The sequence below is a fragment of the Winslowiella sp. 2C04 genome (assembly GCF_050037805.1).
GTDB classification, from domain to species: Bacteria; Pseudomonadota; Gammaproteobacteria; order Enterobacterales; family Enterobacteriaceae; genus Erwinia; species Erwinia toletana_A.
On the sequence record NZ_CP188300.1, the window covers coordinates 3762535 to 3783969 of the forward strand.

At 53.3% G+C, this 21435-nt stretch carries 20 protein-coding genes; 2 read left to right on the plus strand and 18 right to left on the minus strand.

Annotated elements, in window-relative coordinates; genetic code table 11:
* Nucleotide 1 precedes the first annotated feature (1 nt).
* Nucleotides 2-418 carry an alternative ribosome rescue aminoacyl-tRNA hydrolase ArfB gene (arfB, locus tag ACP3TC_RS17125; protein ID WP_313855894.1) on the minus strand — a complete coding sequence of 139 codons (417 nt, stop codon included), beginning with the start codon at nucleotides 416-418 and terminating at the stop codon, nucleotides 2-4.
* A complete protein-coding gene (locus ACP3TC_RS17130) occupies nucleotides 415-969 on the minus strand; it encodes a YaeQ family protein (protein ID WP_313855893.1) in 555 nt (184 codons plus the stop codon). Before ACP3TC_RS17130 ends, arfB begins: the two co-directional genes overlap by 4 nt.
* Before the next feature lie 135 nt (nucleotides 970-1104).
* Between ACP3TC_RS17130 and ACP3TC_RS17135 the strand changes: the two genes are divergently transcribed.
* Both ACP3TC_RS17135 and rof read left to right on the plus strand, forming a co-directional pair.
* Nucleotides 1105-1305, plus strand: a complete 201-nt coding sequence (locus ACP3TC_RS17135; protein WP_313855892.1) for a YaeP family protein — start codon at nucleotides 1105-1107, stop codon at nucleotides 1303-1305.
* Nucleotides 1292-1555, plus strand: coding sequence for a Rho-binding antiterminator (gene rof / locus ACP3TC_RS17140; RefSeq protein ID WP_313855891.1), 264 nt, complete (start codon nucleotides 1292-1294; stop codon nucleotides 1553-1555). The genes ACP3TC_RS17135 and rof overlap by 14 nt, the downstream gene beginning before the upstream one ends.
* Before the next feature lie 34 nt (nucleotides 1556-1589).
* On the opposite strand, the gene ACP3TC_RS17145 is transcribed toward rof, so the two are convergent.
* From ACP3TC_RS17145 to cdsA, 16 genes are all read right to left on the minus strand, one after another.
* Nucleotides 1590-1904, minus strand: a complete 315-nt coding sequence (locus ACP3TC_RS17145; RefSeq protein ID WP_426816900.1) for a c-type cytochrome — start codon at nucleotides 1902-1904, stop codon at nucleotides 1590-1592.
* The gene (tilS, locus tag ACP3TC_RS17150; RefSeq protein ID WP_426816901.1) at nucleotides 1901-3217 is read right to left on the minus strand and encodes a tRNA lysidine(34) synthetase TilS; all 1317 of its coding nucleotides are present in this window, start codon (nucleotides 3215-3217) and stop codon (nucleotides 1901-1903) included. The genes ACP3TC_RS17145 and tilS overlap by 4 nt, the downstream gene beginning before the upstream one ends.
* Before the next feature lie 47 nt (nucleotides 3218-3264).
* Nucleotides 3265-3654: a VOC family protein gene (locus tag ACP3TC_RS17155; protein ID WP_426816902.1), complete on the minus strand. Its 390-nt coding sequence runs from the start codon at nucleotides 3652-3654 to the stop codon at nucleotides 3265-3267.
* Nucleotides 3655-3719: 65 nt separating this feature from the next.
* Nucleotides 3720-5879: a lysine decarboxylase LdcC gene (locus ACP3TC_RS17160; protein WP_313855885.1), complete on the minus strand. Its 2160-nt coding sequence runs from the start codon at nucleotides 5877-5879 to the stop codon at nucleotides 3720-3722.
* Between the two features lie 138 nt (nucleotides 5880-6017).
* Nucleotides 6018-7145 (minus strand): ABC transporter substrate-binding protein, encoded by a 1128-nt coding sequence (locus ACP3TC_RS17165; RefSeq protein WP_426816903.1) that lies wholly within the window; start codon nucleotides 7143-7145, stop codon nucleotides 6018-6020.
* Nucleotides 7146-7386: 241 nt separating this feature from the next.
* Nucleotides 7387-8346: an acetyl-CoA carboxylase carboxyl transferase subunit alpha gene (gene accA, locus ACP3TC_RS17170; protein ID WP_313855883.1), complete on the minus strand. Its 960-nt coding sequence runs from the start codon at nucleotides 8344-8346 to the stop codon at nucleotides 7387-7389.
* Nucleotides 8347-8358: 12 nt separating this feature from the next.
* Nucleotides 8359-11841 (minus strand): DNA polymerase III subunit alpha, encoded by a 3483-nt coding sequence (gene dnaE / locus ACP3TC_RS17175; protein WP_313855882.1) that lies wholly within the window; start codon nucleotides 11839-11841, stop codon nucleotides 8359-8361.
* Between the two features lie 106 nt (nucleotides 11842-11947).
* On the minus strand, nucleotides 11948-12559 hold the full coding sequence (gene rnhB, locus ACP3TC_RS17180; protein WP_426816904.1) for a ribonuclease HII: 612 nt from the start codon (nucleotides 12557-12559) through the stop codon (nucleotides 11948-11950).
* Nucleotides 12552-13700, minus strand: coding sequence for a lipid-A-disaccharide synthase (lpxB, locus tag ACP3TC_RS17185; protein WP_426816905.1), 1149 nt, complete (start codon nucleotides 13698-13700; stop codon nucleotides 12552-12554). The genes rnhB and lpxB overlap by 8 nt, the downstream gene beginning before the upstream one ends.
* 3 nt (nucleotides 13701-13703) lie before the next feature.
* On the minus strand, nucleotides 13704-14492 hold the full coding sequence (gene lpxA / locus ACP3TC_RS17190; protein ID WP_313855877.1) for an acyl-ACP--UDP-N-acetylglucosamine O-acyltransferase: 789 nt from the start codon (nucleotides 14490-14492) through the stop codon (nucleotides 13704-13706).
* A gap of 3 nt (nucleotides 14493-14495) precedes the next feature.
* Nucleotides 14496-14951 (minus strand): 3-hydroxyacyl-ACP dehydratase FabZ, encoded by a 456-nt coding sequence (gene fabZ / locus ACP3TC_RS17195; RefSeq protein ID WP_007893924.1) that lies wholly within the window; start codon nucleotides 14949-14951, stop codon nucleotides 14496-14498.
* A 157-nt stretch (nucleotides 14952-15108) separates the two neighbouring features.
* On the minus strand, nucleotides 15109-16131 hold the full coding sequence (gene lpxD / locus ACP3TC_RS17200; RefSeq protein WP_313855875.1) for a UDP-3-O-(3-hydroxymyristoyl)glucosamine N-acyltransferase: 1023 nt from the start codon (nucleotides 16129-16131) through the stop codon (nucleotides 15109-15111).
* A gap of 3 nt (nucleotides 16132-16134) precedes the next feature.
* Nucleotides 16135-16632 (minus strand): molecular chaperone Skp, encoded by a 498-nt coding sequence (gene skp, locus ACP3TC_RS17205; RefSeq protein WP_313855873.1) that lies wholly within the window; start codon nucleotides 16630-16632, stop codon nucleotides 16135-16137.
* A gap of 119 nt (nucleotides 16633-16751) precedes the next feature.
* Entirely contained in the window at nucleotides 16752-19157 is a 2406-nt protein-coding gene (gene bamA / locus ACP3TC_RS17210; RefSeq protein WP_313855870.1) for an outer membrane protein assembly factor BamA, read from the minus strand.
* 54 nt (nucleotides 19158-19211) lie between these two features.
* Complete coding sequence (gene rseP / locus ACP3TC_RS17215; RefSeq protein WP_313855867.1) at nucleotides 19212-20561, minus strand: sigma E protease regulator RseP; 1350 nt, start codon at nucleotides 20559-20561, stop codon at nucleotides 19212-19214.
* 14 nt (nucleotides 20562-20575) lie between these two features.
* A complete protein-coding gene (cdsA, locus tag ACP3TC_RS17220; RefSeq protein WP_426816906.1) occupies nucleotides 20576-21433 on the minus strand; it encodes a phosphatidate cytidylyltransferase in 858 nt (285 codons plus the stop codon).
* Nucleotides 21434-21435: the final 2 nt, after the last annotated feature.

The window sequence follows — 21435 nt, forward strand, 5'->3', positions numbered from 1 at the left end:
TTTAGTCGCCGCGAACCTTCCCGCGCAACGACTTTGTCGACGCTTTACGTGCTTTACCTTCCAGACGGCGTTTTTTCGATGCCAGCGTCGGACGCGTGGCTCGCCGCGTTTTTTCCACCACGGTTAACTCATTAATCAGGTTTTCCAGTCGCTTTAGCGCAGCCTCACGGTTTAACTCCTGGCTGCGATGCTCCTGCGCCTTGATGATCACCACCCCATCCGGCGTGATCAGATGATGGCTGGCCGCCAGCAACCGCTGTTTATAAAACTCAGGCAGCGACGATGCGTGGATATCAAAGCGTAAGTGAATCGCCGTGGAACTCTTATTAACATGCTGCCCACCCGCGCCCTGCGCGCGAATGGCGGTAAGCTCAATTTCTGCATCACTGATGGTAGCGTTGCGTGACAACACAATCATGGCGCTTTGCCGTCAATCAGCCAGTCGGTAAAACGCACTTCCAGATGGTTTTGCTCATCAGAAAGCCAGATAGTGCCGTCCTGTAACGTGGCCTGTAGCGTCATATTGCGCGCGGCAAAAGCGACAAGTGCGCTGAGCTGCTGATCGTCAATATATCGCACCGTCAGGTTAGACTGTTGCGAAAGCTTAGTCTGATGCTGCTGCCACCAGACCTGCGCCGCTCGCGAGTTATAACAATATAAATAAACATTTGCCGAGCGGTTGCAGGCTTTTTTGATGCGCTTCTCTTCCGGCAAGCCTAAATCAATCCACTCTTCAATACCGTTATGGTCGTTCATCCGCCAGATTTCCGGCTCATCTTCGGCGCTGAGCCCACGGGTAAACTGCAGACGCTCACTGGCATGGCATAGCCAGGCCAGCAGACGCAGCATCAGTCGCTCTTCCGTTTCGGATGGATGACGCGCCAGCGTCAGGCTGCTGTCGATGAATACGTTGCGATCCATATCCGCGACATTGACGTTAGCTTTGTAAATCGTTGCTTTAAGTGCCATGGGATCCCTTATTAGTCAGATAGCGCATTGTAACGCGCTGCGACAGCAAATCACCCTGCCGTGGGCTGATTTCACGTAAAAGCCTGTGCTATAGTCGCTTATGAGCCAGAGAGTTATGCTCTGAAGGAGGTGCATGTGCAAAAGTATTGTGAATTAGTTCGCCGCAAATATGCCGAAATTGGCAGTGGCGATCTGGGATACGTGCCGGACGCGATAGGCTGTGCGTTAAAAGCACTGGACGAGATAGCGGCAAATAGTGAGCTAAACTCTTCTGTCAGGGAACAAGCGGCTTATGCTGCTGCAAACTTATTGGTGAGCGATTATGTTGACGAATGAAGCGTACAAACCGATCAATTGTGATGATTACGACAACCTTGAACTCGCCTGCCAAAACCACTGGATGCTGACGCTGGAACTGAAAAACGGCGATCAACTGAGCGCGAAGGCCAAAGATATGGTTTCGCGCAAAAACGTTGAGTATCTGGCGATAGACCAGGCTGGCGAACAGCGCGAACTGCGACTGGATCATATTGCCAGCTTTAGCCACCCAGAGTTGGGAGTGGTTGTGGTCAGCGAGTCTGACTAACCCTGCGGGCGGAATTTATTCCGCCCCTGTCATTTTACGGCTGCTGACTGCCATAGTAAGCCGCCAGATCGTCGATATCCTGCTCGCTTAATCCCGCCACAAACGCCCTCATCACTTCCGCCTGTCCACCACTGCGATCGCCTTTTTTATACGCCCGCAGCGCCTGCGCCAGATAAGCAGCATGCTGCCCGGCCAGAATGGGATAAAGCTCTGGTTTCGCTTTTCCCTGCGCGCCATGGCATGCCGCACAGGCTGCCGATTTCTGCTGACCGGCATTCACATCGCCATCGGCCAATGCCGGCACGCTGACTGACGCCAGTATCAGTGCCAAAACTAACTTGTTCATCATTGCTCTCTATTATTATATTGCTGCCAGCTGACTCGCCAGTCAGGCTGATGCTCTGCGCTTCCGGCGCGGGTGACAAATACTCCAAGAGCGGCAATCAGCTGCTCGCCATAAAACAGCAGCGGCGTCTGCTCACGCTGCCATACCGGAATGGCAAACTCCTGCCACAGTTTTTTGATCGCACGTCCACCGGCGCGCCCGACAATATGCACCTCGCCACGGGCATAAAAACGGATAGTCACGGCTTCATCGGCAAGCGGCTGGCGCAGCGCGATACCCTGCGGATCAACCGCCACCGTACCCAGCTGATGCGGCAGCTGTAGCGGTTGCCACGGACGTTGCCAGACCACCACCGTGTCACGTAATGATGGCCGCATTGGCAGCCAGTAAATTGCCTGCCGATAACGCCGAATTTCATGATCGCCCAGCTGTATGCGCGGTGCCGCATCTTCACGACTGTTAATGACTTCACGCCAGATTCGCTGTAGCGCATCGCGCGACGGCATCAGACCGCCCTGCCCGGCAATCCAGCGGCGTAACAGCGCACAGCGCCGTGGCTCGCTCAGCGATTGCAGCGGTTCAATGTGCAGCGAGCCGTCCGGCTGAATCAGCGTCGCCAGTGATTCAGCCAGCAATTCATCCAGTAACTGCTCCTGCTCACCACAAAGTGCGGCGCTACGCGCAGTCGCGGCGGCAAAATGCGGCCAGCGCTGATTCAGCAATGGCAGCACCTGCTGACGCAGAAAGTTACGATCGTAACGCGTGTCCTGGTTACTCTCGTCTTCAATCCAGCTCAGCTGATGTTGTTCAGCCCACTGCTCCAGCTGTTGACGACTTTGCGCCAGCAACGGCCTCAGCAACGGATTTTCCCCCAGCCACAGCTGTGCAGGCATCGCTGCTAATCCGGCCGGGCCACTGCCGCGCTTTAATGCCAGCAGCAATGTTTCACACTGATCGTCAAGATGCTGCGCGCTCAGCAATGCTTCACCAGGCTGCAAGTGACGACGGAAAGCCGCATAGCGCGCGGCACGTGCCGCTGCTTCAACGCCTTTTTCGCGGGCGTCTACCGTTACCTGCTCGATAATCAGCGGCAACTGCCAGCGGTCACACTGTTGCTGACAATGCTGGCTCCACCGATCGGCATTAGGACTCAGGCCGTGGTGGATGTGAATGGCGCGCAGTTGCCAGCCGGGAGAAGTGTTAGCCAGCTGTACCAGCAGATGCAGTAATACCGTCGAATCCAGCCCACCGCTGTAGGCCACCAGCAGGCGCTGATGCCCGGCAAGCTGGGCGTTAATACTGTCAAGCAGTGGCATAGCGATGGTGACAACCTCAGAGAAACCGATGTAAATAAGCGGCTATTCTACGCCTGATACAGTTCCAGCGGCAAACCATCAGGGTCGTTAAAAAAGGTAAAGCGTTTACCGGTCAGCGGATCAACGCGCAGCGGTTCGCAGTTCACCCCGTTAGCGGCCAGAAACGTAAACGCGGTTTCGATATCATCGACGCTGAATGCGAGGTGGCGCAGGCCACAGGCTTCAGGGTGACTGACGCGCGCCGGTGGCTGCGGAAAGGAGAACAGCTCAAGGGTATATTGCCCGTTAAGTGCCAGGTCCCCCTTCCACGAGTGGCGCGCGGCACGATAATCTTCCGCGATCAGCGTAAAACCGAGAATATCGCAGTAGAACGCCTTGCTGCGTGCGTAGTCAGTGGCAATGATAGCAATATGATGAACCTGCTTCAGACCCAGCATCTGTACTCCTTAATTAATCCATGTTGCCAGCACCTTACCTGCGCACGATGCTGGCAACAAGGGGACTAATTCCGGAACTCTTCCGGAAGCTCAGTTTTCAACACCCGAACGCGATAACTTCCGTCTTCAGTCAGCGTTGCGCCATGAATATCGGTTTCAAAACCCGGATAGTGTTCGCCAATGGTGCAGAGCATTAGCAGAAAGTCGAGCACCGGGCGGCTGGCCTCGGTGATCATTTCCCCTGGCATCACCAGCGGTACGCCAGGCGGATACGGCAGGATCATATTGGCGGAAACCCGCCCTGGCAGCTCGCTGATATCGACCGTTTCCACGTTACCTTTTACCTGCTGCTGAAACATCTGATGCGGCGTCATTTTCATTTCCGGCAGCACATCAAAAGCCTGCAGCATCAGGCGCGGTAAATCGTGCTGACGAATCAGCGTATGGATGCCCTGCGCCAGCGTCTGGATGCGCATATTGCGGTAAAAGTCAGGATCTTCGGCATACAGGTCCGGCAGCATATTCTTCACCCGCAGATTAAGATCGTAGCTGCGTTTAAACTCGGTCAACCCGCGCAGCAGACTCATCGCTTTGGTTTTATCGATGCCAATACTGAACAGAAACAGCAAATTATAAGGCCCGGTTTTCTCAACCACTACGCCGCGTTCATCAAGAAATTTCGCCACCAGCGCGGCAGGAATGCCTTCATCGGCCATTACGCCCTGCTCGTTCATGCCCGGTGTCAGAATCGTCACTTTAATCGGGTCGAGATACATATGGTCGCGATCGGCATCGGTAAAGCCGTGCCAGTCGTCACCCGGCTCAATCGGCCAGCACTCGGCTTCATCCACCGCTTCCGGTTGCCAGATATCGAAGAACCAGCCATCACACTCCTCGCGCAGGCGCTGCACCTCGCGGCGAAAATGCAGCGCGCGCTCTACCGAGCGGTTAATCAGCCGTTTGCCAGGATTTCCACGTAACATGGCCGCCGCCGTTTCTATTGAGGCGACAATCGAGTAGTTGGGCGACGTAGTGGTATGCATCATGTAGGCTTCGTTAAAGGTCTGCTCGTCGTAATCGCCTTTAATATGAATCAGCGAAGCCTGCGAGAATGCCGCCAGCAGTTTGTGCGTCGACTGAGTTTCATAAATCACTTTTCCCGGCGTGCGCTCCCCACTCATGCCACTTTTTCCGGCATAAATTGGATGAAAATTGGTATAGGGCACCCAGGCCGAGTCAAAATGAATCGACGGCACATCCAGCGTTTCTTTGATGTACTGGGTGTTATACAGCAGGCCATCGTAAGTGGAGTTGGTGATTACCGCGTGCACCGGCCAGCTGGCATGCTCAGTTTGCGCCACTTTTAACGCAATGCTCTCTTTGGTGAACTCATGTTTGGGAATGCCGCCGAGAATGCCCAGCGGGTTACGCGTTGGCTTCAGCCAGATCGGCACCAGATCGCTCATCATCAATAAATGAGTCAGTGATTTATGGCAATTACGATCGATTAAAACCGTACTGCCTGCCGCTGCCGCATACATGCCGACTATTTTGTTGGAGGTCGAGGTGCCGTTAGTCACCATGTAACTTTGTTCAGCGCCAAAGGTGCGCGCCACATACTCTTCAGCCTCCAGATGCGGGCCGGTGTGATCGAGCAGCGAACCCAGCTCGGTCACCGAGATAGAAATATCCGCTTTCAGCGTATTGGCACCAAAGAAATCGTAGAAAAGCGTCCCGACCGGGCTTTTCTGAAATGCAGTACCTGCCATATGGCCGGGAGTACAAAAGGTATATTTACCCTCTTTCACATAGGTAAACAGCGCACGGGTTAATGGCGGGGTAATCGCATCAATATACTCATTGGTGTACTGACGAATGCGTTGCGCGATTTCATCCGCTGCATTCAGCGCATATTCAAAGAACCACAGCGCCATACGCATTTCATTAATACTGACGTCAAGCTGCGAGTGAGTATTGATAAAAGCATACAGCGGCAAATATTCATTCAGTTGATTGATTTCGCTGCACAGGTCAAGACTGTACTCATCCCAGTCAAAAATAACGCCACAAATACGCGGATTATGCTCAATCAGCTTAAGCAGATCGTCGGCATTTTTCGGATAGATCAGCTGGAATCCCTGCGTGGTTAACGCGTCGTGAAGCTCGCGGATTGGCTGGTCTTTATAAAAAACCTCATGCGGCCCCATAATCGCGATGATATTCAATGCACACCTCCTGGTGAAATTAATGCAATGAATAAGCATAGCGGATCAGGTTAGTCAGATGACTGATTTAAGGCAGATAAAGCGTAGCGGGCTGTAAGCGGGTGTTGCGGGCTGGCATCATCACCAGCCCGCTGAAACTTATTTCGCTGGCAGGGTCACCCAGTAGCCTGGCTGATAATCTACTGGCAGGAAACGCTGATGGAAGGTGCGGAAAGTCGCATCCGGATCGATATCTTTAAACAGCTCAGGATGCATCCATTTAGCCAGCGCCTGTATCGCAACAAACTGATACGGGCTGTCATAAAACTGATGCCAGATAGCGTGGGCATTACCATTGCTGGCAACCGGTAGCGTTTTAAATGCCGAACGCTGCATCAGCGCCTGCAAGCGCTGGCGTGCGACCGTCAAATCAGCCCCCGGCCCTACGCCAACCCAACCATTGGCGGTGTTGTAGTTTTTCCAGTTGGCACCGGTTACTACCACTACATCAGGGCGCGCGCTGATAATCTGCTCCGGATTCAGCGTACCAAAGGTGCCAGGAATCAGATTTTTAGCGATATTATCACCACCCGCCACTTCAACCATGCGGCCAAAGTTTTCATTGCCGAACGACATGCAGCACTCATCATCGTAACCACCGGCACGGTCAATCATCACTTTAGGTCGTGGGCCGTGGTAATCCTTCAGGCGATTAATCACCAGGTCGATCTGCTGCTGGCGAAAATCGATAATCTCTTTGGCCCGCTCGGGTTTGTTCAACAGCTGGCCGAGGATATGAATACTTTTTTCGGCATTTTCAAACGGCTTTTCACGAAAGTCGATAAACACCACCGGAATGCCCAGACGGTCCAGTTTTTCGATTAACTTACCCTCATCGATAGCGGCTTTCGATTCGAGATTCATCAGCACCAGATCGGGTTTCAGCGTCAGCGCCTGCTCAACATTAAAACTGCCATCTTTTGCGCCGCCAAACGTCGGCAGCGCAGTGATTTGCGGATATTTTTTGGCATAGATTTGATAGCTGTCGAAGTCGGCCTTAGGCAAATCATCACGCCAGCCGACGACGCGTTTAAACGGCGCATCGGTATCGAAGGCTGCCAGCAGATAGATCTGACGTCCTTCGCCTAAAATAACGCGTTTAACTTCGGATTTGATTTCAACTTTGCGCCCGCTGACGTCCTCAACAATAAAGGGGGCGGCCAGCACGTTGTGCGTTAACGCCAGCGCGCCAATTAACAGCGTGATTCGATTCCACAGGTATTTCATTATTAACCCCGAAAAGACAATGATTATTATTATCAACAGCAGCGTCTGCATACTATCCGCAGTTAATTAGCTGAGCAATAAGTTTATCGGGGTGACTATATGAATGAGGAACCAGATTGCAGAGAGGGCATTCTGTGCCGCCATACCATGGCGGAAAATAAAAATGGGGGAAACGACTTAGCTGGTAAGTCATTTCCCCCACTCTGGCTTGCTCCCCATCAAAGGGGAAAAAGCTTATGGCTTATGCGTAACCGTAGCTCATCAGGCGCTGATAACGACGGTTCAGCAGCTCCTCTGTGCTCAGCACGTCAAGATCGGCCAGATCTTCCAGCAGCTGCGCTTTCAGTGACTCTGCAACAGCAAGCGGATTGCGGTGTGCAGCACCCAGCGGTTCCGGGATTACCGTGTCGATCAGTTTCAGCTCTTTCAGACGCGGGGCAATAATTCCCATCGCTTCAGCAGCCAGTGGGGCTTTATCGGCACTTTTCCACAGGATCGACGCACAGCCTTCCGGTGAAATCACTGAATAGGTGCTGTACTGCAACATATTCACTTTGTCGCCAACACCGATTGCGAGTGCGCCACCGGACCCCCCCTCACCGATAACGGTACAGATGACCGGCACTTTCAGACCTGACATTTCACGCAGATTACGTGCAATGGCTTCAGACTGACCGCGCTCTTCTGCACCGACGCCAGGGTAAGCACCTGGGGTATCGATAAACGTGATGATCGGCATCTTGAAACGCTCAGCCATCTCCATCAGGCGCAGCGCTTTGCGATAGCCTTCTGGTGCCGGCATGCCGAAGTTGCGACGAATTTTCTCTTTGGTTTCGCGGCCTTTCTGATGACCAATGATCATCACCGGACGACCGTCCAGACGAGCAATACCGCCAACAATCGCTTTATCATCGGCGTAAGCGCGATCGCCTGCCAACTCGTCAAAGTCGGTAAACACGTTACGGACATAGTCCAGCGTGTAGGGACGCAGCGGATGACGCGCTAACTGCGCGATCTGCCAGGCACCCAAATCTGAGAAGATCTTACGTGTCAGCTCAACGCTTTTCTCGCGCAGACGGTGCACTTCTTCATCCAGATTAATATCCAGTTTTTCATCCTGACGGCTAACCGCAGTAAGCGAATCAATCTTCGCTTCCAGTTCTGCGATTGGCTGTTCGAAATCCAGGTAATTAAGACTCATAATATTCCTGTTTTAGTCAAACTCCAGTTCCACCTGCTCCGATCCTATCAACGAACGTAGATCGTTAAGTAAACGATCGCTGGGCGATACACGCCACGCTGCACCGAAGCGCAGCTTCGCCCGCGCATCCTCTCTCTGATAGTAGAGATGTACCGGAATGGTTCCCGAACGATGGGGTTCCAGGGATTGACGGAGACGGTTCAAAAGCTGGTCATCAATTTGCCTGTCCGTCAGCGAGATAGCAAGCCCGCGTGCATATTTTTCGCGTGCTTCGTCGATGTCCATCAGTTCACGGGCGGTCATCTTAAGGCCACCACTGAAGTCATCAAAGCTGACTTGTCCGCTGACGATCAGGATACGGTCTTTCTCCAGCAGCTGCTGGTACTTATCTAACGCATCTGTGAACAACATCACTTCCAGCCGACCAGAACGGTCGTCCAGCGTGCAGATGCCAATACGGTTACCGCGTTTTGTTACCATTACGCGGGCCGCCACCACCAGACCGGCAGCCGTGGTGATCTTACCACGATCGGTCGGGTGCATGTCTTTCAGGCGCGTACCACCAACATAGCGCTCAATTTCTTTCAGGTACTGATTGATCGGATGGCCGGTGAGATAAAGCCCTAACGTTTCGCGCTCACCGTCCAGCTGAATCTGTTCCGGCCACGGCGTGACGTCGGAATAGGATTTCTCCACCTGCTCCGGCGCCTCGGCCAGCACGCCAAACATATCAGCCTGGCCGATAGCTTCGGCTTTGGCGTGCTGATCGGCAGCTTTCAGCGCATCGCCCAGCGCGCTCATCAGCGCAGCACGGTGCGGCCCCAGGCGATCGAACGCCCCGGACATGATCAACTTTTCCAGCACCCGACGGTTAATTTTTTTAGTATCAGTGCGCGCGCAGAGATCAAACAGCTCGCGGAAATAGCCGCCTTCATTACGCGCTTCGAGGATCGCCTCGATCGGACCTTCACCCACACCTTTGATCGCGCCAATACCGTAAACAATCTCGCCGTCATTATTGACGTGGAAATGATACAGGCCCGAGTTAATATCCGGCGGCAGAATTTTTAGGCCCATGCGCCAGCACTCGTCCACCAGCGACACCACTTTTTCGGTGTTATCCATATCGGCGGTCATTACCGCCGCCATAAATTCAGCCGGATAGTGCGCTTTCAGCCACAGCGTCTGGTAAGAGACTAAAGCATACGCGGCGGAGTGCGACTTGTTGAAGCCATAACCGGCGAACTTCTCTACCAGATCGAAGATTTTAACCGACAGTTCGCCATCAATGCCGCGAGATTTCGCTCCGTCCTCGAAGCCACCGCGCTGTTTGGCCATCTCGACCGGATTCTTTTTACCCATTGCGCGACGCAGCATATCCGCGCCGCCAAGGCTGTATCCGGCCAGCACCTGCGCAATCTGCATAACCTGTTCCTGATACAGGATGATGCCGTAGGTTGGCTCCAGTACCGGCTTCAGTGACTCATGCTGCCACTGAATATCCGGGTAGGAAATCTCTTCGCGACCATGCTTACGGTCTATAAAGTTATCTACCATTCCCGACTGCAGCGGACCAGGGCGGAAGAGTGCCACCAGAGCGATCATATCTTCAAAGCAGTCAGGCTTCAGGCGTTTGATCAGATCTTTCATGCCGCGCGATTCAAGCTGGAAGACCGCAGTGGTTTCCGAGCGCTGTAGCATGTCGAAGCTTTTCTTGTCATCCAGCGGGATGGCAGCGATATCAATCGGCGGCTCACCCTGCTTCTCACGGCGGGCATTGATCATTTTCAATGCCCAGTCGATGATGGTCAGGGTACGCAGACCAAGGAAGTCAAACTTCACCAGCCCGGCATACTCGACGTCATTTTTATCGAACTGGGTAACCGGATGATTACCGTTTTCATCGCAGTACAGCGGTGCAAAATCGGTAATTTGCGTCGGTGCGATCACCACACCACCGGCGTGCTTACCGGCGTTACGCGTTACCCCTTCCAGCTTACGCGCCATATCAATCAGCGCTTTAACCTCTTCATCCGCCTCATAGATTTCCGGCAACTGCGGTTCAGCGGCGAAGGCTTTTTCCAGCGTCATGCCCGGATCGGGCGGCACCAGTTTCGAAATACGATCGACAAAACCGTAAGGGTGCCCCAGTACACGACCGACGTCGCGGATTACCGCTTTCGCCGCCATAGTACCAAAGGTAATAATCTGCGATACCGCCTGGCGACCATACATCTCGGCCACGTGCTCAATCACCTGATCGCGCTTTTCCATACAGAAGTCGACGTCAAAGTCAGGCATCGACACACGCTCCGGGTTAAGGAAGCGTTCGAACAGCAGATCAAACTCCAGCGGATCGAGGTCGGTAATTTTTAAGGCGTACGCCACCAGTGAACCAGCACCGGAACCACGACCAGGGCCAACCGGCACGCCGTTGTCCTTCGACCACTGGATAAACTCCATAACGATCAGAAAGTAACCGGGGAAGCCCATCTGGTTGATAACTTTCAGTTCGATATCGAGGCGGTCATCATATTCCACGCGTTTTTCAGCGCGTACTTGCGGATCCGGGAACAGGAATTCCAGACGCTCTTCCAGACCTTCTTTAGATTTCAGTACCAGGAAATCTTCGGTGGTCATCTCGCCGGTCGGGAATTGCGGCAAGAAGTATTCGCCCAGACGAATGGTGACGTTACAACGCTTAGCAATTTCTACGCTGTTTTCCAGCGCTTCCGGAATGTCCGAGAACAGCTCGCACATCTCCTCTTCGCTGCGCAAATATTGCTGAGGACTGTAGTTACGCGGACGTTTGGGATCGTCGAGGGTAAAACCATCGTGGATCGCCACGCGGATTTCATGCGCATCGAAGTCTTCTGCATTAATAAAGCAGACTTCATTAGTCGCCACCACCGGAATACCTTCAGCAATTGCCAGCTCAACGGCGGCATGCAGGTAGCTCTCTTCATCCGGGCGGCCGGTGCGGATCAGTTCCAGATAGTAGCGATTCGGAAAGTGTTGCTGATAAAACTCCAGGCACTGCGACACCAACGCCGGATTACCGCGCAGCAGGCTTTTACCCACATCACCACGGCGGCCACCGGATAACAGTATCAATCCTTCCTGCAGATCGGCCAGCCAGTCACGATCGATAATCGGCCCGGCCACGCCATAACCACGCTGATAGGCGCGGGAAATCAGTAATGTCAGATTCTGATAACCGGTGTTGTTGGCGGCCAGCACGGTAATATGGGTCAGCTCATCGCCCATCAGCTCGCTGGACACCATAAAGTCGGCACCAATAATCGGTTTAACCCCGGCACCATGTGCCGCACCGTAGAACTTCACCAGACCGCACAGGTTGGTGTAGTCAGTAATCGCGACAGCAGGCATGCCGAGCGCCGCCGTTTTTTTCACCAACGGAGCGGTTTTGGCGAGTCCATCAATCATGGAGTAATCGCTATGAACGCGCAGGTGAATAAAACGAGGTTCAGCCATAAATCTTTCCAGCTCCGGTTAATGCTTAAATCGGGTAATTTGAGTCGTTGCGCCACGGGCGGCTAAAAACGCCGCCGCTACATGTTTGTAGAGGAGCCGCTATTGGCTACCGTGTATTTCTGACTTCTGCATCCAGCAGCGCATTACGCACCGGCGCAAAACTGCGGCGGTGGTGCACGGTGGCACCGTGTTGCGTCAGTTTTTCCATATGCAGCGCGGTCGGATAACCTTTGTGCTGAGCAAAACCATACTGCGGAAATTCCACATCCAGCTCGGCCATCTCGCGGTCACGCGTCACTTTGGCAATGATTGAGGCAGCACTGATTTCAGCGACCAGGCTGTCGCCTTTCACCACGGCCATCGCCGGCATCGGCAATGCCGGACAGCGGTTACCGTCAATCAGCACGTAATCCGGCACCAGTGAAAGACCCGCCACCGCACGCTGCATCGCCAGCATGGTGGCATGCAGGATATTAAGCTGGTCGATCTCTTCCGGCTCGGCGCGGCCTAAACTCCACGCCAGCGCGTTGGCTTTAATCTCATCGTACAATGCCAGCCGACGCTTTTCTGACAGCTTTTTCGAATCGGCTAAACCGACGATCGGCCTGGCCGGATCGAGGATCACCGCAGCGGTGACTACAGCGCCAACCAGCGGGCCGCGCCCCACTTCATCAACACCGGCGATACGGTGCGCCAGTGGATAAATAAACTCAGACATTGGCCAACTCCAGCACGGCTTCTGCCGCTTGTTGGTCCGCATTCCAGCGGATTTGATGATGCAGCTCGTGGAAGGTCGCCAGCAGCGCATCACGCTTTTCACCGCCAGACAGCAACGGCTCCAGCGCTGCAGCCAGTTTCTCTGGCTGACACTCATCCTGCAGCAGTTCAGGTACCAGCTCACGCCCGGCCAGCAAATTCGGCAACGAGACATAATCGGTTTTCACCAGCCGTTCGGCCAGCCAGAAAGTCACCGGCTTCATGCGATAGCCTACTACCATCGGGCATTTCGCCAGCATACACTCCAGCGCCGCAGTACCCGATGCCAGCAGAGCAGCATCGCTGGCAACCATAGCTTCACGGCCATGACCATCCAGCAAATGCATCGGCAAGTCCGGGGCCACTTCCGCTTTGATACGCTCGAACTGTTCGCGACGCTTAGCATTCACCAGCGGCACCACAATTTCCAGATCCGGCCACTTAGTACGCAGTAACTGCGCGGTTTTCAGGAAATCGGCGCTAAGCATCTCCACTTCCGCCCCGCGACTGCCTGGCAGCAGCGCCAGACAACGTGCATCCTCGCGTATACCCAGCGTCTGACGTGCGGCCAGTTTATCCGGCTGCAACGGCATCGCATCGGCCATGGTATGGCCAATAAAGCGGCAAGGAACATTAAAACGGTCATAAAACGCTTTTTCAAATGGCAGAAATGCCAGCACCAGGTCGGTTGATCTGCCGATTTTGAAAACCCGTTTTTGTCGCCACGCCCAGACTGACGGGCTGACGTAATGAATAGTGCGGATTCCGCGCTGCTTTAGCCGCCCTTCAAGGGTGATGTTAAAGTCAGGCGCATCGATGCCGACAAACACATCAGGCCGCAATGCGCTAAAGCGCCGGGTCAGATCGCGACGGATCTTTAGCAGACGGCGCAGACGCCCTACCACCTCGACGATGCCCATCACCGCCAGCTCTTCCATTTCATACCAGGCTTCACAGCCTTCCGCCTGCATCAACGGGCCAGCCACGCCGACGAAATGGGCGTCAGGATGTTTTTCTTTCAGCGCGCGGATCAATCCGGCACCAAGAATATCGCCGGAGGTTTCTCCGGCGACAAGGGCAATCGTTAAAGGACGCTTTAGCATGAGTTAACGAATCAGACCTCGCGTTGAACGCGCAAAGAAATCGTAGAAGGGCTGCACTTCAGGATGCGCCTGCGCAATCTCAGCAATTTCAGGCTTCACTTCATCCAACGTGCGGCCACTGCGATACAGCAGTTTGTAGGCATTACGAATCGCGTGCAGCGCTTCTTTACTGAAGCCACGGCGTTTAAGCCCTTCGATGTTGATACCATAAGGGGTTGCGTGGTTACCCTGCGCAATCACAAATGGCGGTACATCCTGGGCCACACCGGAACAACCGCCGACCATCACGTGTGCACCGATGATGCAGAACTGATGAACCGCCGTCATGCCGCCGATAATCGCAAAATCATCGACTGTGACATGGCCACCGAGCGTAGCATTATTGGCAAAAATACAGCGGTTACCGACCACGCAGTCATGCGCGATGTGCGCATTGATCATCAGCAGGTTATCGCTGCCAATTTTCGTGACGTCACCGCCCTGAGTGGTTCCACGGTGGATAGTGACGCTCTCGCGAATGCGGTTGCGATCGCCAATTTCCACACGCGTCGGTTCACCGGCATATTTGAGATCCTGATTTACTTCACCGATCGAAGCAAACTGGTAGATCTCATTATCTTTGCCAATGCGCGTGTGGCCATTAATCACCACATGCGATTTCAGTACGGTGCCTTCACCAATCTCAACGTTAGCGCCAATAAAGCAAAATGGGCCAATATGAACGCGAGCGCCAATAACGGCACCCTCTTCAACAATTGAACTCGGATGGATTACGGCGGTTTGGTCTATCACGGATTATGCCTCCCGGCTGCGGGCACACATCATTGTTGCTTCGCAGACAATTTTACCGTCAACGGTTGCCACGCCTTTAAAACGCGTCAGACCACGGCGGGTTTTTTCGAACGTGACTTCCATGATCATCTGATCGCCAGGTACCACAGGGCGTTTGAAGCGTGCTTCGTCGATGCCTGCAAAATAGTACAGTTCGCCAGGTTCCAGTTTACCAACGCTTTTAAACGCCAGAATACCGGTCGCCTGCGCCATCGCTTCCAGAATCAATACGCCCGGAAAAATCGGCTTGCCAGGGAAATGCCCCTGGAAAAACGGTTCATTGACAGATACGTTCTTCACAGCACGCAGATACTTGTGCTCTTCAAAATCCAGTACGCGATCTACCAGCAAAAAAGGATAACGGTGCGGCAGCAGCTCTAAAATCTCTTCAATCTTCAGAGTATGAGTTTCAGTAGTCAAAATACTCTTCCTGTCCTAAAAAAAATCTGATGGCATCAATAACACGGCCTGCAACGATCAGAATCGTCCGCAGGCCGCAAATTCAGTTTCCGTGCGCGTAGCTTTCCCTGCTTAGCATGTTTTAATTATGAAAGCCGGTCAGACGCGGGATGTTTGCTTAGTCTTTGTCGACTTTGCGCTCGATGGCTTTTAAGCGTTTGCTTATTTCATCGATGTTCATCACCAACGCCGCAGTTTTGCGCCAGGTTTTGTTGGGTTGCAGCGGAATTCCTGAAGAGTATACCCCAGGTTCAGTGATTGGTCGCATCACCATTCCCATACCAGTGACCGTAACTTTGTCACAAATTTCCATGTGACCATTAATTACGCTTGCGCCACCAATCATACAGTAGCGCCCGATAGTCAGGCTGCCCGCCATGATAACGCCACCCGCAACTGCGGTATTGTCGCCAATCACAACGTTATGTGCAATCTGGCACTGGTTATCAATGATAACACCATTGCCGATTTGAGTGTTATCCAACGCACCACGGTCGATAGTGGTACAGGCACCTATCTCTACCCGATCGCCGATGATCACGGTGCCAAGCTGGGGGATTTTAACCCAATTGCCGCGATCGTTAGCGTATCCGAAGCCATCTGCGCCAATCACCGTCCCCGACTGGATCAGGCATTGTTCACCGATGCGTACTTCGTGATAGACAGAAACATTGGCCCAAAGCCGTGTGCCAGCACCGATGCGGGTGTTTTTACCGATAAAACAGCCGGCACCAATCACCACATTGTCACCCAGCTCAACGCCGGATTCGATGACCGCATTTGCGCCCACTGAGACGTTGTTACCGAGCTTCGCAGCAGTATCAATAACCGCGCTCGGTGCAATATTACTGGCCGGTTGCGGCGTGGTATCCAACAGTTGCGCCATACGGGCATAAGTCAGATACGGATTCTTTACGATCAGCGCGGCGCTTTGGCACCACTCCAGATCCGCTTCCGTCAGCACCACGGCTGAAGCCTGGCAGGTTGCGAGCTGCTCGCGGTAGCGGCTGTTTGCTAAAAAAGTGATCTGACCGTTTTGGGCGGATTGCATAGAAGCAATGCCGGAGATGGCGATATCGCCATCTCCGTGCAATTCTGCATCCAACTGCTGGGCTAAATCAGCCAGTCGAATTGAAGACATGTCTTATTTAACCTGTTTCAGTACATCAGCAGTGATGTCTTTGGAATTAGAGGCATACGCAACCGCGTTTGCATCGATAACAACGTCGTAACCTTCGCTGTCAGCCACTTTCTTCACTGCATCCTGAATACGGCTCAGGATTTTGTTACGTTCTTCACTCTGACGGCGACGGTTATCCTGCTCGAAAGCCTGAGCTTTCGTGGAGAACGCTTCGCGCTGCGTCATAATGTCTTTTTCCATGCGGCTGCGATCGCTGGCCTTCATGGTTGAACCGTCACGCTGCAGACGCTGCATTTTAGTTTGCAGATCACGCTCCTGGTTCTGTAGTTCGCTTGCGCGGCCTTTAAATTCATTTTCAAGCTGTTTCGCAACTGTCGCACGCTGCGGTAACTGTTGGAAAATGCTGGAAACGTTTACCACTGCAATTTTGTCAGCAGCCTGAGCGCCAGCTGAAACAGCTAAAGCAAGACCCAGACCTGCGGCACACAACAACTTTTTCACTATAAACTCCTTACCATCACCGTTCGTGTCACAGACACATGTTTTGCGTGACATCGGCAGCAACGAGGCTGCCGTGTGACAACGCGATACTCACTTGAGTCGCTTCCATGCGCAGGAAGTTACCAGGTTTTACCAATGTTAAACTGGAACTGCTCTGCTTTATCTCCCTCATACTTTTTAACCGGCTGCGCGTAGGAGAACACCAGCGGGCCGAGTGGAGACATCCACTGCAGCGCCAGACCGGCAGACACACGTACGTTGTTAGGCTTGCTGTAATCCGGCACGCCTGCAGCGCGAGTCTCGGCGGTATTTTCCCAGTTGGTATCCCAAACGGTACCGGCATCGACGAACAGCGATGTACGCACCGAGTTAGAATACTTCTCACTGAGGAATGGCGTTGGCGTAATCAGCTCCATGCTGGCGACTGCCATCGCGTTACCACCAACCGCATCGTCAGAGTTACAAATCGGCTGAGAGCCGGAACAGGTTGACGAGTTGTTATTGTAGTAGGCCGCTTTCGGACCGATGTTGTTCGAACGGAAACCACGCACGGTGCTGGAACCACCGGCATAGAAGTTTTCGTAGAACGGCAATTCTTTACCGCTTAAGCCATCACCGTAGCCCAGACGACCACGACCTAACAGTACCCAGGTACGATCGTCGTTGATCGGCATGTACTGCTGGCTGTCCAGCGTCACTTTATAGAAGCTGTTGTCAGAACCAGGGATAGTGACTTTACCATTCAGGTTTGTACGGTTACCTGAAGTCGGGAAGAATCCACGGTCCAGGTTGTTATACGTCCAGCCATAGTTAAAGGTGAAGTCATCAGCCGAGTATTCACTGCGCTGGGTTCGGTTAGGGTTCTCGCCAACAGAGTCCAGATAACGCCACATCGCGATTTGCGGTTGCATATCGGACAGGTCGTTATGCACGTAACCTAAACCAACACGCAGGGTGTTGTTTTCGTTAATCGGGAAGCCCAGCGTACCGTCAACACCATAACTGGTGTTGGTATAGTCAGACAGGTCCGCGTTATCCGCTTTAAAGTCGTTGTAGAAGATGCGGCCACCAAGGCTGACACCATCAACGGTAAAGTACGGATCGGTCAGAGAGAACTCAGCATAGGTCTGGTAATCGTTCTTGGTACCGCTGATACCCACGGTATTACCGGTACCCAGCCAGTTTTCCTGCTGAACACCCACCTGGAAGCTGACGCCACTTTCCGTACCGTAACCGACACCGAAGTTAAAGGTACCGGTGTTACGTTCTTTAACTTTGTATACCACATCGACCTGATCCGGTGAGCCCGGGACACGCTGGGTGTCGGTTTCGACGGTTTCAAAATAGCCGGTACGGTTCAGACGCTCTTTACCCTGCTCAACCAGGTCACTGCCCAGCCATGCGCCTTCCATCTGGCGCATTTCGCGACGCAGAACGGAATCTTTCGACGTATCGTTACCTTCGAAACGCACTTTACGCACGTAGTAGCGGTTGCCCGCATCAACGTTAACGTGCAGCTTAACGGTTTTATCAGCGTCGTTAATTTCTGGCTGAGTCACCACGCGTGGATAGGCATAGCCATAACGACCCAACATTTTCTTGATGTCGTCTTCCATACGGGTCACTTTCGCGCCGTTGTACAGCTCACCTGGATTGATTTTGGTCATGCTCTCAATTTCAGCTGAGTGACCTGCCAGGTTACCGTTCACCACCACGCCAGAAAGCTTGTACTGATCGCCTTCAGTAATGTTGATGGTGATATAAATGCCTTTTTTATCCGGCGTCAGGCTGACCTGAGTCGAATCGATATTAAAGCGTGCATAACCGCGATCCAGATAGAAGCTGCGCAGGGTCTCAAGGTCACCGGCCAGTTTCTGTTTCTGGTATTTACGATCGCCAACCACGTTCCACCACGGCACCTCGTCGCGCAGCTGGAAGCGGGAGATCAGCTCTTCAGAGCTGAACGCCTTATTGCCTACCACGTTGATCTGCTGAATCTTGGCAGAAACACCTTCGGTGAATACCAGTTTCAGATCGACACGGTTACGCGGCAACGGCGTAACGACAGCTTTTACGCTGGCGCTGTATTTACCCACGCTGTAGTAGAAATCCTCCAGACCTTTCTCGATAGTCGAGATAGTGGTGCGGTCCAGTGCTTCGCCAACGCGCACACCAGAGGCTTCCAGGTTCTGCTTAAGCATGTCTTCTTTCACCGCTTTGTTACCGGAGAAAGTGATGCTGGCAATGGTCGGACGTTCTTTAACCTGCACGATCAGCGTAGTGCCGTCACGCAGGACCTGAACGTCTTCGAAGTTTCCGGTCGCAAACAGGGAGCGAATGGTATTACTGATGTCATCGTCAGACACCGTATCCCCTACGCGCACAGGCATGCTAAGCAAGGCCGCACCGACGGCAACTCGCTGCAGCCCTTCGAAATGAATGTCCTGCACTACGAACCCGTCTGCACCGTATACGGTGGCGCTGCTAAACAGCAGCGACGCTATGAGCAACTTTTTCATCGCCATCGTTGTTATGCGTTCTTCCTAACACATCCCGAGCCTGCATGCGCCTTGCGGCGGCTACAAGCGAGAGAAATCATTGAATAGTGCAAGCCCCATTAACAGCACCAGCAAAATCGAGCCGATACGATAACTGAAGTCCTGAACTCGCTCGGACACCGGTCCTCCTTTGATCTTTTCGATCGCCAGAAAGAGCAGATGACCACCATCTAAAACCGGTAATGGGAACAGGTTGATAATCCCGAGGTTCACGCTAATTAACGCGAGGAACATCAGATAATAGATCACACCGTACTCAGCTGACATCCCGGCACCCTGCGCGATCGAAATCGGCCCGCTCAGATTATTCAGCTTAACATCACCGGTTATCAGCTTGCCAAGCATGCCGACCGTCAGCTTCATCAGTTGCCAGGTTTTATCCGTGGCCTGACCAATTGCCGCAAACGGACCATACTGACGCACCGTTTTATATTCGTCCGGCAGTGGAACAATGCGCGGGATTACCCCAGCAAAACCTTCAGCACTGTTATCCGGCTTAGCTTCAGGGGTCAGCGTCAATCGGACCACTTCACCCTGGCGCTCCACGTCTAAAGCAATGTCTTTACCCGGATTATTACGTACCTGAGTAACAAAACTCTGCCATTGCTCTAACAGCTGACCATCGACTTTAACGATCCTGTCGCCAGCTTGCAAACCTGCCTCACTTGCAGGTGAGCCAGACTGCACTTCTGCCAGCACAGATTCTATCTCTGGCCCACGTGGACGAATCCCCAGTGACACCACCGGATCTTGCTTATCAGGCTCGAATTGCCAGTTACGCAAATTGAGCTTTTTTTCCGTTGATTGCGATGAGCCAAACGGCGCAACACTAACGGTGGTTTCCTCGTCGCCGATTTTTGCCACCAGCGCCATTCGAACCGCATCCCAATCAGGCGTTTCGATACCGTCTACTGCTTTTAGTTCCATACCTGGCGCAATTTGCGCCTCTGCCGCTACCGAACCGCTTACTATTTCACCAACCACCGGGCGAACGCCAGGTACGCCGTGAATAAATACCAGCCAGTAAGCAAAGATAGCGAAAATAAAGTTAGCCAGTGGGCCAGCGGCAATAATAGATGCACGCTGCAGCACGGTTTTGTTATTGAAGGATTGATGGCGCAACTCAGGCGGCACGCTTTCGACGCGCTCGTCAAGCATCTTAACGTAGCCACCCAACGGGATCAGCGCAATCACATACTCGGTGCCCTGCTTATCACGGCGACGCCACAGCGCCTTACCGAAGCCAACAGAAAAGCGCTCAACTTTTACGCCACAGCGACGGGCGACCCAGAAGTGGCCGAACTCGTGGACGGTAATCAACACGCCCAGCGCAACGATAAAGGCAGCCAGGCTCCAGAGTATGCTCAACATAGCAATTGCGTCCCTTAAAGGTTCCTGAAAACCAGCAACAGCAGACAGGCAAATACCGGCACTGCGGCCGTCAGACTGTCGATACGGTCAAGAATGCCACCGTGACCCGGAATCAGATTTCCGCTGTCTTTAATCCCTGCTTCGCGTTTAAACATACTTTCTGTCAGGTCGCCCAGTACCGATGCTAACGCCGCGGTGACTGAACAGATTAACAAGGTGCCCGGCTGGACAGCCAGCGGTGCCCACATGCCAAACAGCCATGAGATCAGCGCTGACGTCAGTAATCCACCAAAGAAGCCTTCCCAGGTTTTACCTGGCGACACTTTGGGTGCCAGCTTGTGTTTGCCAAACAGGCGGCCAAACATATAGGCGCCTGAATCTGCACCCCAAACCAGAAACATCACATACAGTAGCCACCAGGCACCTGCATAATGATCGACATCATAATGATACTGGCGTAATGCCAGCATGCCCCAGAAGAAAGGCACAATCGTCAGGACACCAAACACTAATCGCAGAATGCGCGACTGACGCCACAGCGCCGCGGAGGCCGGATAAAACAGCACTAATCCCAGCGCCACAATCCACCAGCCGAGCGACGCCCACAGCCAGAAACTGATTTGAGGTAACTGCACAGAGTGCTGATACACCGGAAGCGTCAGCATCATTAAGGCGAGCAGCAGGCCGCAAAGCACGGCCAGCCAGATACGTTGAGTACGGGATGCAAAGCCCGCGAACTGGCCCCATTCCCATGCGGCCAGCATGCATACCACCAGAGTGGTAATCATGAAGCCCAGCGGCGGCAGCAAGAACAATGCGGCAATCACCACCGGAATCAGTATGAACGCTGTAATCAAGCGAGACTTCAGCAAAG